The following is an 11,966-nucleotide window of genomic DNA, read 5'->3' as shown; positions in this document are numbered from 1 at the left end:
TGGTTACTCACAGGCGTGCCCTCAGCGTAACGGCGGACGCCGACTTGGCTTAGGTAAGCCTGGGGGTGATTCGCTCCTCGGGAGCGTCCTCGAACCGAGGACTGCATCTGTCCTATTTATACCATGGCCAGGGTTTTTTGTTGAGTCTAAATGTCAACACAAGTTGAGTGTCGCCGACCCAGGAGAGGAGCCGAGACGGCTCTCAATCCTGGGCACGGCGATGATCGCAGGTCAGCTTGAGGCCTGCTTGGTCCGGGAACCCTTGCCAGACGTCTGGGCGTCAGAGCCGAAGATCGCCGCGATGGCGTTGCGCTTGGTCTCCGCCTCGCGCTCGATCTCGGCTCTGACCGTCTCGGCTCGTTCGAGCACTGCTGGGTCGGACTTGCTCGTCTCTACCCATCGCTCCAACGCGATCCGGATCTCTTCGGTGACGCTCCGGTCGTTCAGCTGGGCGATGACGTCCAGTTGCGCGCGCACATCGTCCGTGATGCGTACGGCAAGCGTCCGCACCTGACTGGCCGCCGGGGAGCCGGCGGCTGGGGTTGTCTCACTCATCGTGAGTCACCTCCTCATTGGGAGCGGCCGACGAATCCGGGCGGATTCCTCTCGTAAAGCCGCTGCCCTCGGAGGAGGCGTCCTCAGTATGCGCTGGCTGCATCCGGCGTCAATATTCCGATCGGCGTTGCTGTGAAAATCACACGCTGGACCGCAAAACCAGGAATCACGCCGCCGCGCGTCTACGACGGATCGCCGCCATGGAGCCACGGTTCGTACAGCGCGAGCGGGCGATCCCATGTAGCGGCCGCCTCGGCGCTGAACCAAAGGATCGAAAGTTCGGCGCTGTAGTCACGGTTGTTCACGAGCTTCACCTTCAGGCGCGGATCGCAGAGGTGGGTGCTTTTCTGCCAGGAGGGCCACACTGGCATCACCCAAACCACCTTCACCTCCAGCAATGGCGTGTCCACATCTGACGAGGTGTTCAGCGGAATGTCTGGGAACCGTTCGTGGCCGGTGACGTACCAGGGGGTGGTTGTTGAATCGTGAAGCTCAAAGACTCGACCCTCCTGGAACGCATCGTTGATATACACGTGAGGACGACGCCATTGGGAGTATTCGGGCATGTTCACGGTGACGCCGACAGTTGCATAGCCACCGCTTTGGGCGGCGATGATGTTCGCCCACGGTCGCTCGTAATTGAACTCATCGCGGAGGATGAAGCTAAGTCGTTCTGCCCCGCGGTCGCTCCGTCGGAGTCCAGTGCGCTGATCTTCGAAGTGAAGGGCCGCGTATGCCTTCAGACGTTCATCAAGGTTGCTTCCTTCAAGGCCAAGTCCGGCCGTCTCGAAGAAAGCCCTGATGTCACCCTCCAGATTCTTCCCGTCGCGTTCGAGAACATCGAGCAGGGTCGTATATGCCTGCTCGACACTGCCCCGCCCAACGATCTCCGTCAAGACTTCCAACGGAGCAACGCGATCTAGACCGAATACTCCCGAGCCGCGTCGTAATAGGCGCAACTCGTCGCGGAGGTCTTTACGCAGGGCGTCGTCCTTCACGAGTCAATCGTGTCAGTTTCGAGTCAGTGACGTCGCAGGTGTCCCCGTTCGACCCTTGAAAGGGCGGTAATCAGCCGCACTCGGGTCACGAACGAAGGGCACTCTATGTTCAACACCAGTAACGAGCTCGCCTCCCAGACCGCGCCGTTCCACACGCAAGGAATAGGGCGCATGTCGATGGGCATGCAGCGCCAGACCACTCGCGAGGTCGAGCGGGTGCAGTCCCGCGCGATCGTCGCGATGATGAGCGAGGACGCGCGAGCACTCCTCACCCACACCGCCCTCGAGCACGTGGGCGCGCTGACCGCCCTCGAGCAGCACCTCATCACGGTCGCACCTCTTGGCGAGGCCCGCTACCGCGAGATCGTCGACAGCTACACCCTCGGCGCGGCCGCAGCGATTCGGCGGTGGGCGTGATGTTCGTCGGACTACTTGCACTCCTCGCGCTCCCTGTCCTGGCCTTGTTTGCCTTGCTCGAGGCCGCAGAGGAACCCGGGAGACGGCTCATGGACTGGATCAAGGCATGTCGTTATCGACGCATTGACCGCGTCGAAGCCGAGCTTGACCGGGAGCAGGATGAGATGCGCGCGACCATGCTCCACCTGGCGGATGCGCTTGGTGCCGACGCGCACGAAGCGCGCAAGGCACTCATCCGTGAGTCCTACCTTGCAACTGGCCGTATGCCGGAGAAGCCGAAGTAGTGCTCTGTCTTCGAGGGCGGGCCGGACGGTTTCATCGCCGGCCCGCCCTCGATCTTGGCGTTGTGGTTTTCGCAACGACACCGACCGGACGATTGACAGCTTCGGCCCCGAAGCGCATAACCAGTCCTCGCCACTGCTCGCCCGCTCGTGCGAGTTGGAGAAAGGAGTTCCTCGACATGACCACCCTCGCGCCCATGACCGAAAAGAAGTTCGCCGTCATCTATGCGGACCCGCCGTGGGATATCGCGCAAGCCGGCGCACGCGGTGCAGTCCAGCACTACGAGCTCATGACTCTCGACCGCATCAAGGAGATGCCGGTCGCATCGCTTGCAGCAGATGATTCGACGCTGCTGCTCTGGGCGACTAACGCTGCGCTCCCCGCCGCGCTCGAGGTTATGGCGGCCTGGGGCTTCACCTATAAGACGAATGCCGTCTGGGATAAGTACCACATGGGCCTTGGGAACTACTTCCGCGGCTCACACGAGATCTTGCTTCACGGCGTCAGGGGACGAGCGCCGTTCAAGTTCCGGGGACAGCGCTCCACGCTGCTGTTCCAAGGCGAGGCGGTCATGACTGCCCCTCGTCACACGCTTGACCACAAGATGGGGTCTTCGGGCCGCTATTCCGTTCGCTATTCCAGTCACGACGAACACCCTCCGCCTCATTCACCCCTGTTCTGGCCACGTCCGCCCCTTTCAGGCGGGGACTCCCCCTGCATTGCAGGGGACAACCGCGGTGCGCCGGGCAGGAGGAAGCCATGACACCGGAGGGCCGCGGCGCGGTGCAGCTCGAAAGTCACTTGACCGATCGCGACGTCCGCGTCCTCGAAGACCTCGAACGATTCCGGCTGCTCACAACCCGACAACTGCAGCGCCTACACTTCCCAGCCAAGCCGCTCGGACCACACACCAGCACCTCAGCGGCCACACGTGGTACGACGCGCGTCCTTACAAGGCTCGAGGCGCTCGGCGCGATCACCAGACTGGCCAGGCGAATCGGCGGCATCAAGCACGGCTCCGCTCTCACAATCTGGCAACTCGGCCCCCACGGTGGCCGCTTCCTCCGAAGCTGACGAGGCGACCGGATCCGCAAGCGCTACGACGAACCCGGCCTGACGTTCGCCACGCACATGCTCGCCGTCGCTGACGTCGCCGTCACGCTCATCGAACACGCGAACGGCGGGCGGTACGAACTCCTCGAGCTCGAAACGGAACCTACTTGTTGGCGCACCTTTACCGTGAGCGGGGCGACGGTCATCGCGCTCAAGCCAGATCTACTCGCCGTCACCGCAGACCTCTCGACCGAGACCCACTCGTTCATCGAAGTCGACCTCGGCACCGAACACCTACCCGCCGTGCTTCGCAAGTGCCGCACCTACCAGCGCTACCACGCCACCGGCATTGAAGATACGACTCGCGGACTGTTTCCGGCCATCGTCTGGATCGTCCCCGACGCCGAACGAGCGACGAAACTCCGCACGGCCATCACAGCAGAGCGTGACCTCAATGACTCGCTGTTCTGGGTCGTCACCCCCGACGCCATGCTGCGTCAGCTCGCGCCATACGGCCCGGGCATCACCACCTAACCGAAAGGAGGTATTCCATGAACTCATCAGCTATCACCAAGGCAGCGCCAGACGAAACCGACCGCGCACGGGAAGTCATTGAACTCGGACTCGCCCTCGATCCCGAAGCGCGAAGCGCGAAGCGCGACCCTTGCCCGGCTCATCGCAGCCAGCCTGCACGACGGCCCCGAGACCGCCCTCGAGCGCTTCGCCGCCACCGGCCAACTCAGCGCTGAGCCCGCACTGCAGGAACTTAATGACCTTCGCGTCCCCATCGAACAGGAGGGATGGGTCGACGCCCTCGGCCGCTACATCCTCCTAACAGCAGGAGACAGGTTATGAGCGAGCCGACCTCCGTTCGCTTCCAGCGCATACCCGCAGGAGCGTTTGCCAACGGCAGACAGGGACTGTTGCGGAATAGTCAACAGGCCCGGAAAACCGGGCCTGACGAGGTAAAATTAAGAGGTAAACGGAGCACGCACCAGATGTCGAATCTCGCATCGGGCATGCGCCTCAGCCCGTTGAATCACGAGGCGCGCACTCCACCACCTCTCTCTCGAAACCACGGCATCATCTCGTGGCTCGACGCTGTCCTCTCGCACATGAAAGGAGGGCAGTCATGAGCCTGCCCGACGACACCTACCCGAACGCGTTCCTATCCGAGCCACCCGCCCTGCGGGCCGTCGCTACCGAAGACGCCGAAGCGGACGACCTCGGCATCGTGAGCACCCACAGCCCGCCCAACGCCGTCCCTCCGGGATCCCGCGCCGTCATCTATCTCCGCGTCTCCTCCAAGGGGCAGGTCAACACGGACTACGACCCTGAGGGCATCTCCATCCCCGCACAGCGCATCGCCTGCCAGCGCAAGGCGGAACAGCTCGGCCTCACCGTTACAGCGGAGTACATCGAGCCGGGTCGCTCCGCAACCGAGATGACCAAGCGCGTGGCGTTTCAGCAGATGCTGGAACGCATCCGCCGGGAGAAGGATGTCGATTACGTCATCGTCCACAAGCTGTCTCGGTTCGCTCGCAACCGCATCGACGACGCCGTAGTCATGGCCGACCTTCAGAAGCGCGGCGTCGAACTCATCTCCGCAACCGAATCCATCGACGCGACCCCCGTCGGGCAACTCATGCACGGCATCCTCGCCGCATTCAATGAGTACCGCTCCCGGGAAGATGGCGCGGATATCGCCTACAAGATGGGCCAAAAGGCCAAGAACGGTGGCACGCTCGGCAAAGCGCCGCTCGGCTACCTCAATGTCACCGACAACGTCGACGGACGAAAGATCAACACGGTCGCCGTGGACCCCGAACGCGCCGCGTTCGTGAAGCTCGCGTTCGAGCTCTATGCCGACCGGAACCACACCATCGACGACATCGTCGAGGAACTCACCGATCGAGGCCTGAGGACAAGGCCAACTCTCCGACGCCCCGCCGGGCCCGTTTCCGCCTCGAAGGTGCAGCAGATGCTCCGGGACCGGTACTACCTCGGCGAAGTTGGCTATAAGGGCGAGTACTTCGAAGGTCGCCACGAGCCGCTCATCGACGAAGGGACCTTCAACCGTGTACAAGAGCTCATGGACGCTCGCGGCAACTCCGGCGAACGCCGACGCCGCCACGACCACTACCTCAAAGGGACAATCTGGTGCGGGCGCTGCCGGCTCGAGGACCAAACCAACCGGCGCATGATCATCATGCGAGCCACCGGCCGACAAGGAAGCACCTACTGGTACTTCTTCTGCCGCGGCACACAGGACCACCTCTGCGATGCGCCCTACTCCAACACGGAACGAGTTGAAGCCGCTATCGAGGAGCACTACAAGACCATCCAGTTCCGCGCAGAGTTCGTCGCCGCAATCAGACAGAGCATCGAGGCAGCTCTCACCGACAGCGAAGCAGCGAAGCGCCTGCTCCGCGAACAAATGCTGGGCCAGCTCACACAGCTCGAGACGAAGGAAGAAAACCTCCTCGACCTCGCAGCAGACGGCGCACTCCCACAAGCCAAGATCCGTGAACGACTCCGCGCTATTGCGCGCGACCGTGAACGACTCACCTCCCAACTCGGGGGAATCCACGACGACCTCTCCAGCGGGAAGGCGTTTCTCGACGCGCACCTGGAACTGCTCACGGCCCCGCACGAGCTCTACCGGAATGCAAGCGACGAGACCCGACGACTACTCAACCAGGCGATCTTCGCCCACATTTATGTCGTCAACGACGAAGTCATCGGCGACGAACTCAACTCCCCGCTCGCCGAGTTGCTGGCCGCAGAACGAGGCTGGAGCGCGTTTCAAGCGGGTCTAGGCGCGGAGGCGGCGACAGCCCAAGCTCATGCCGAACTCACGCGACGCGGCCCACAAAATGCGAAACGGGCCACCTTTGAAGGTGACCCGTTTGAAACCGTAGGCGACCTGCTCACCGCCCTGGATTCGGTGGGCGATTGCAGTAAGCCGTCTATGGTGCCCCTGGAGGGACTCGAACCCCCAACCTGCTCCTTAGGACGGAGTCGCTCTTCCATTGAGCTACAGAGGCTGGCCGAGCCAGTGTACCCGCCGTGCCCCGCCCCCCGCGAAGCGCCGACCGGCCGCCCACCACAACGCTCGCGAAGCACGCCACGGCCCTCGTCGCGCCGACCGAGCGGCACGCACCTCTTGACACGGACGCCTCCCGCCTCCATGGTTAGTTACAACACCAACGAACCACCCAACCCAGCACCGAAGGAGCCCGCGTGGACGACTCCCGCCCGCTCTTCCTGCAGATCGCCGAGCAGATCGAGAACGACATCATCGACGGCGCGCTGCCGGAGGAGTCGCAGGTCCCGTCGACCAACGAGTTCGCCGCGTTCCACCGCATCAATCCGGCCACCGCCGGCAAGGGCGTGAACCTGCTCGTCGACGACGGGGTGCTCTACAAGAAGAGGGGGATCGGCATGTTCGTCGCCGAGGGGGCGCGCGACCGGCTGGTCGAGAAGCGCCGCACGCAGTTCCGCGACCAGTTCGTCGCTCCGCTGCTCGCCGAGGCCGCCAAGCTCGGCCTCAGCACCGAGCAGCTCGCCGACATGATCACAGAAGGGGGATCGCGATGAGCGCGGTCATCGAGGTCCACGACCTCACCAAGCACTACGGACGCATGCGCGCCGTCGACGGCATCGGCTTCGCGCTGGAGGAGAACCGCATCCACGGCCTCCTCGGCCGCAACGGCGCGGGCAAGACGACGCTGATGTCGCTGCTCACCGGCCAGGAGTTCGCCAGCTCGGGCGAGATCCGCGTCTTCGGGCAGTCACCTGTGGAGAACGCCGCCGTACTCTCCCGCACCTGCTTCATCAAGGAGAGCCAGAAGTACCCCGACGACTTCAAGGTGAAGCACGTCCTGCGCAGCGCTCCCTGGTTCTTCGACGGCTGGGACGAGGCGTTCGCCCGCGAGCTCGTCGAGGACTTCCGCCTCCCGGTCGACCGCAAGATCAAGAAGCTCTCCCGCGGACAGCTCTCGGCGATCGGAGTGATCGTCGGTCTCGCCTCCCGCGCCCCGCTCACGTTCTTCGACGAGCCGTACCTGGGGCTGGACGCCGTCGCCCGGCAGCTGTTCTACGACCGCCTACTCCAGGACTTCGCCGAGCACCCGCGCACGGTCGTCCTCTCCACCCACCTCATCGACGAGGTCAGCAGCCTGCTCGAGCACGTCCTCGTCATCGACCAGGGCCGCCTCGTCGTGGACAGCGACGCGGAGGAGCTGCGGGGTGCCGCGGCGACGGTCATCGGACCCCGGCAGGCCGTCGAGTCGTTCACCGCCGGCCGCGAGGTCATCGCCCGCTCCGCTCTCGGCAGCCGCGCCTCGGCCACGCTCCCCCGGCTCGACGACGCCGGCCGCGCCTCCGCCGCCCGCCACGGGCTCGAACTCGAGTCCGTCCCCCTCCAGCAGCTCGTCGTCCAGCTCACCACCGGGAAGGCCTCGGAATGACCGCCCTCACCGGCGCCCCCGCGCGCCACGACACCGCCGCCGGCCGCCTCGGCAGCATCGTCCGCCTGCACTTCGCGAACCCCGCCACCATCCTCTACACGCCGCTGATCATCACGGCCGTCATCCTGTCGGGCAACCTGGTCGTCTGGTGGCTGATCCTCCGCGGGCTCGATTCCGGCGAGCGCCTCGAGGCGCAGGAGGGGATGACCTACTCCGGCGCGTCCTTCTTCCTCTTCGTCTACATGATGGTCGTGGCCGTCCAGTCGGTGAACGTCACCTTCGGCCTCGCCCTCGGCTACGGCGCCACCCGCCGCGACTTCTCCCTCGGCACGGCCCTCACCTTCGTCGCCCTCTCGGTCTTCTACACCGGCGTCTTCGTGGTCCTCGGGATCGTGGAGCGGGCGACCGACGGCTGGGGCTTCGGCGGCAGCTTCTTCCGCTCGATCTACTTCGGCGGGGACTCCGTGGGCGAGCAGGCTGTCGCGGTGCTCTGCGCCCTGCTCTTCTTCTTCTTCATCGGAGCGGCGACGGCGGCGGTCTACGTGCGCTGGCGCCAGCGCGGGATGCTGCTCTTCTTCGGGATCCTCGGCGCCGTCCTGCTGGCCGTGATCACCCTCCTCACCCTCACCGAGAACTGGCCCGCCGTCGGCTCCTTCTTCGGCAGCGTCGGATATGCGGGCGGCTACGCCCTCTCGCTCATCCCGACCGCGATCGCCGGAGTCGCGGGCTGGGCGATCCTCCGCCGCGCCACCCCGCGCAGCAGCTGACACCACCGCCACCGATCCGAGAGGACCGACCATGACCGCCCCCGCCCGCCGCTCCGCCTCCCCGCGGAGGATCCTCTCCGTCCTGAGGCTCCACCTCGCCCACCCCGGGACGGTCCTCGGCTGGCCGCTGCTCGTCCTGCTCGCCGTCCTCGCCGGCAACCTCGTGATCTGGTGGCTCGTCCTCCGCGGGATCGGGGCCGAGCGGGGCGGCGGCGACTCGGGCATCCTGCTCGTGGGGCCGGGGATGCTGATCGTCGTCTTCCTCTTCATCGGCTCCATCCAGGCCACGACCGCCACCTTCGGGCTGGCGCTGAGCTACGGAGCGACCCGACGCGACCACGTCCTCGGCAGCGCCCTCGCCTTCGCGGCACTGTCCGTGCTCTGGTCCGCGATCGTCGTGGCCCTCGGGGCGATCGAGGAGGCGACCGGGGGCTGGTGGCTGGGCGGCGCGCTCTTCCTCGCCTCCCCCCTCGACGGCCCGTGGCTCGAGCGCTTCGTCGTCCTGCTCTGCTCGCTCCTCGCCGCCTTCGCCCTCGGCGGAGCAGCGGGCGCGGTCTTCCTCCGCTGGCGGGAGCGCGGAGTGACGGCCTTCGTCCTCGCCCTCGGAGCGGCGGCACTCGCGGTGGTCGTCGTCGTCACTCTCGCCGGCGGTCGGCCGGTCGTCACGGACGTCCTCGAGAGCGCGGGCACCGCCGCGGCCGCCGCTCTGCTCCTCGTCCCCGCCGCCCTGCTGACGGCGGTCGGCTCGCTGGTCCTCCGCCGGGCGACGCCGCGCGGCTGACCCCCTCCTGAGCCGGGCCTGCAAGGCCCTTCCGCCCCGGGCGTCCGGATGCCAGCGTGAGCACATGGCCGACTCCCCCGCTCCGTCCCTCCTGCCCGTCCCCGAGCACAGCTGGATCGCGCGACCCGCCGACGCCGAGCTGACCCAGGACACTCTCGACACGGTCGACGCCTGGTGGCGCGCCGCGAACTACCTCGCGGTCGGGCAGATCTACCTGCTCGCGAACCCGCTCCTGAAGACCCCGCTGAGCCGGGAGGACATCAAGCCCCGTCTGCTCGGCCACTGGGGCACCACCCCCGGCCTCAACCTGATCTACGCGCACCTGAACCGCGCGATCCGCGAGCGCCGCCAGCCGACCCTCTACATCACCGGCCCCGGCCACGGCGGACCGGGCATGGTCGCCAACGCCTACCTCGACGGCACCTACAGCGAGATCTACTCGCACATCGACGAGTCGGAGGAGGGGCTGCGCCGCCTCTTCCGCCAGTTCAGCTTCCCCGGGGGCATCCCCAGCCACGCCGCCCCCGAGACCCCGGGCAGCATCCACGAGGGCGGAGAGCTCGGCTACGCGCTGAGCCACGCGTACGGAGCGGCCTTCGACAACCCGGACCTCCTGGTCGCGGCGGTCGTCGGCGACGGCGAGGCCGAGACCGGCCCGCTCGCCACCAGCTGGCACTCCAACAAGTTCGTGAACCCGCTCACCGACGGCGTCGTCCTGCCGATCCTGCACCTCAACGGCTGGAAGATCGCGAACCCGACCGTCCTCGCCCGCATCCCGCAGGAGGAGCTCGACAGCCTCCTCCGCGGGTACGGCCACGAGCCGTTCCTCGTCGAGGGCGGCTTCGACGGCGAGGACCCGATGCGCGTGCACGAGCGGTTCGCCGACGTCCTGGACACGGTGCTCGACCGTATCGCGGCGATCAAGGAGCGCGCCGCAGCCGGCGACCTCTCACGCCCGGCCTGGCCGATGATCGTGCTGAAGACCCCGAAGGGCTGGACCTGTCCGACCGAGATCGACGGCGTCCAGGTGGAGGGCACCTACCGCTCGCACCAGGTTCCGCTGCCCAACGCCCGCGACACCGAGGCGCACACCCGGCTCCTCGAGGACTGGCTCCGCTCCTACCGGCCCGAGGAGCTCTTCACCGAGGAGGGCGGCGTGGTCGACCGCGTCCGCTCGCTGGCCCCCGAGGGCGAGCTGCGGATGAGCGCGACCCCGCACGCGAACGGCGGGCTGCTGCGGCAGACCCTCGACCTGCCCGACTTCCGCCGCTACGAGGTCGTCGTGGAGCAGCCGGGTGGCACCGTCGCGGAGGCGACGAAGGTGCTCGGCGAATGGCTCGCCGACGTCATCCGCGCCAACCCGACCAACTTCCGCCTCTTCGGGCCGGACGAGGTCGCGAGCAACCGGCTGCAATCCGTCTACGCCGCCACCGACAAGCAGTGGGACGCCGAGCTCAGCCCCCTCGACGACCACCTGGCTCGCGCCGGGCGGGTCATGGAGGTGCTCTCGGAGCACCAGTGCCAGGGCTGGCTGGAGGGCTACCTGCTCACCGGCCGCCACGGGCTCTTCACCTGCTATGAGGCATTCATCCACATCATCGACTCGATGTTCAACCAGCACGCGAAGTGGCTGGACGGCACCCGCGACATCGAGTGGCGCCGCCCGATCGCGAGCCTCAACTACCTGCTCTCGAGCCACGTCTGGCGCCAGGACCACAACGGCTTCAGCCACCAGGACCCGGGCTTCATCGACCACGTCGTCAACAAGAAGCCCGAGGTCGTGCGCGTCTACCTGCCCTTCGACGCGAACACGCTCCTCTCGACCTACGACCACTGCCTCCGGAGCGTGGACTACGTCAACGTGGTCGTCGCCGGCAAGCAGCCCTCGCCCCAGTGGCTCACGATGGCGGAGGCGGTCGCGCACTGCACGCGCGGCCTCGGCATCCTGGAGTGGGCGAGCAGCGAGCGGCAGGGCGAGTCCCCGGACGTCGTGCTCGCCTGCGCGGGCGACGTGCCGACCCTCGAGACCCTCGCGGCGGTGAGCATCCTCCGCGAGACGCTGCCGGACCTCGCGATCCGCACGGTCAATGTGGTCGATCTGATGCGCCTGATGTCGGAGTCGGAGCACCCGCACGGCCTCTCCGACCGCGAGTTCGACGCCATCTTCACTCCCGACCGCCCGATCGTGTTCGCCTACCACGGCTATCCGTGGCTCATCCACCGCCTGACCTACAAGCGGACCGGCCACGGCAACCTGCACGTGCGCGGGTACAAGGAGAACGGCACCACCACCACTCCCTTCGACATGGTGATGCTCAACGACCTCGACCGCTACTCGCTGGTGATCGACGTCATCGACCGGACCCCCGGCCTCGGCGCCCGCGCCGCCGGTCTCCGCCAGGAGATGCAGGACGCCCGCATCCGCGCCCGCGCCTACACCCGCGAGCACGGCGAGGACATCCCCGAGGTCGCGAACTGGACCTGGGCCGGCGAGCGCTCCGGCAACGCCAGCGCCAACACCGGCAACGACAACGAGTAACGCTGGGCCGCACCCGACGCCCCTCTCCTGACGGGTCGCGGTCGTGTCGCTGGCAAGGCGGAGGAGGAAGCGATACCGGCGGTATCGCGCCCGACGACAACG

10 protein-coding genes, 1 tRNA gene and 2 pseudogenes are annotated in these 11,966 nt (G+C 66.6%); 10 read left to right on the top strand and 3 right to left on the bottom strand.

Features of this window, described 5'->3' with window-relative positions; translation table 11 throughout:
- Nucleotides 1-231: 231 nt before the first annotated feature.
- Entirely contained in the window at nt 232-555 is a 324-nt protein-coding gene (locus C5D36_RS10280) for a DNA-binding protein (RefSeq protein WP_104295756.1), read from the bottom strand.
- A 182-nt stretch (nt 556-737) separates the two neighbouring features.
- Nucleotides 738-1,553 carry a hypothetical protein gene (locus C5D36_RS16605; protein ID WP_146083731.1) on the bottom strand — a complete coding sequence of 272 codons (816 nt, stop codon included), beginning with the start codon at nt 1,551-1,553 and terminating at the stop codon, nt 738-740.
- Between the two features lie 105 nt (nt 1,554-1,658).
- Between C5D36_RS16605 and C5D36_RS10265 the strand changes: the two genes are divergently transcribed.
- The 5 genes and pseudogenes from C5D36_RS10265 to C5D36_RS17360 form a co-directional block, all read left to right on the top strand.
- Complete coding sequence (locus C5D36_RS10265) at nt 1,659-1,970, top strand: hypothetical protein (protein WP_104295753.1); 312 nt, start codon at nt 1,659-1,661, stop codon at nt 1,968-1,970.
- A gap of 89 nt (nt 1,971-2,059) precedes the next feature.
- Complete coding sequence (locus tag C5D36_RS10260) at nt 2,060-2,254, top strand: hypothetical protein (protein WP_146083730.1); 195 nt, start codon at nt 2,060-2,062, stop codon at nt 2,252-2,254.
- Nucleotides 2,255-2,430: 176 nt separating this feature from the next.
- Nucleotides 2,431-3,015, top strand: a complete 585-nt coding sequence (locus C5D36_RS10255; RefSeq protein WP_104295751.1) for an MT-A70 family methyltransferase — start codon at nt 2,431-2,433, stop codon at nt 3,013-3,015.
- Nucleotides 3,012-3,839 (top strand): annotated as a pseudogene (locus tag C5D36_RS17185) (replication-relaxation family protein). The gene C5D36_RS10255 and the pseudogene C5D36_RS17185 overlap by 4 nt, the downstream one beginning before the upstream one ends.
- Nucleotides 3,840-4,437: 598 nt before the next feature.
- Nucleotides 4,438-5,349, top strand: a pseudogene (locus C5D36_RS17360) (recombinase family protein); the annotation flags it as partial.
- A gap of 928 nt (nt 5,350-6,277) precedes the next feature.
- Here C5D36_RS17360 and C5D36_RS10230 read toward each other — a convergent pair.
- Nucleotides 6,278-6,352: transfer RNA gene (locus tag C5D36_RS10230), tRNA-Arg, on the bottom strand.
- 196 nt (nt 6,353-6,548) lie between these two features.
- Here C5D36_RS10230 and C5D36_RS10225 point away from each other — a divergent pair.
- From C5D36_RS10225 to C5D36_RS10205, 5 genes are all read left to right on the top strand, one after another.
- Complete coding sequence (locus C5D36_RS10225; protein ID WP_104224613.1) at nt 6,549-6,905, top strand: GntR family transcriptional regulator; 357 nt, start codon at nt 6,549-6,551, stop codon at nt 6,903-6,905.
- Nucleotides 6,902-7,777 carry an ABC transporter ATP-binding protein gene (locus C5D36_RS10220; protein WP_104224612.1) on the top strand — a complete coding sequence of 292 codons (876 nt, stop codon included), beginning with the start codon at nt 6,902-6,904 and terminating at the stop codon, nt 7,775-7,777. Before C5D36_RS10225 ends, C5D36_RS10220 begins: the two co-directional genes overlap by 4 nt.
- Nucleotides 7,774-8,544 (top strand): ABC transporter permease, encoded by a 771-nt coding sequence (locus C5D36_RS10215; RefSeq protein ID WP_104295747.1) that lies wholly within the window; start codon nt 7,774-7,776, stop codon nt 8,542-8,544. The genes C5D36_RS10220 and C5D36_RS10215 overlap by 4 nt, the downstream gene beginning before the upstream one ends.
- Nucleotides 8,545-8,575: 31 nt before the next feature.
- Nucleotides 8,576-9,325, top strand: a complete 750-nt coding sequence (locus C5D36_RS10210; protein WP_104295746.1) for a hypothetical protein — start codon at nt 8,576-8,578, stop codon at nt 9,323-9,325.
- A gap of 64 nt (nt 9,326-9,389) precedes the next feature.
- On the top strand, nt 9,390-11,864 hold the full coding sequence (locus C5D36_RS10205; RefSeq protein ID WP_104224609.1) for a phosphoketolase: 2,475 nt from the start codon (nt 9,390-9,392) through the stop codon (nt 11,862-11,864).
- The last annotated feature ends 102 nt before the right edge of the window (nt 11,865-11,966 follow it).

Origin of the sequence: Rathayibacter sp. AY1C6 (genome assembly GCF_002931535.1) — a bacterium.
Taxonomy (GTDB): domain Bacteria; phylum Actinomycetota; class Actinomycetes; order Actinomycetales; family Microbacteriaceae; genus Rathayibacter.
The sequence above is the reverse complement of the archived record's forward strand: the minus strand, read 5'-3'. Positions and strand labels throughout refer to the sequence as shown.

What these genes read in the sequence shown, in the direction of transcription:
- C5D36_RS10280 (WP_104295756.1), bottom strand. Translation starts at nt 555, where the DNA reads ATGAGTGAGACAACCCCAGCCGCCGGCTCCCCGGCGGCCAGTCAGGTG.
- C5D36_RS10265 (WP_104295753.1), top strand. Translation starts at nt 1,659, where the DNA reads ATGTTCAACACCAGTAACGAGCTCGCCTCCCAGACCGCGCCGTTCCAC.
- C5D36_RS10260 (WP_146083730.1), top strand. Translation starts at nt 2,060, where the DNA reads ATGGACTGGATCAAGGCATGTCGTTATCGACGCATTGACCGCGTCGAA.
- C5D36_RS10255 (WP_104295751.1), top strand. Translation starts at nt 2,431, where the DNA reads ATGACCACCCTCGCGCCCATGACCGAAAAGAAGTTCGCCGTCATCTAT.
- C5D36_RS10220 (WP_104224612.1), top strand. Translation starts at nt 6,902, where the DNA reads ATGAGCGCGGTCATCGAGGTCCACGACCTCACCAAGCACTACGGACGC.
- C5D36_RS10215 (WP_104295747.1), top strand. Translation starts at nt 7,774, where the DNA reads ATGACCGCCCTCACCGGCGCCCCCGCGCGCCACGACACCGCCGCCGGC.
- C5D36_RS10210 (WP_104295746.1), top strand. Translation starts at nt 8,576, where the DNA reads ATGACCGCCCCCGCCCGCCGCTCCGCCTCCCCGCGGAGGATCCTCTCC.
- C5D36_RS10205 (WP_104224609.1), top strand. Translation starts at nt 9,390, where the DNA reads ATGGCCGACTCCCCCGCTCCGTCCCTCCTGCCCGTCCCCGAGCACAGC.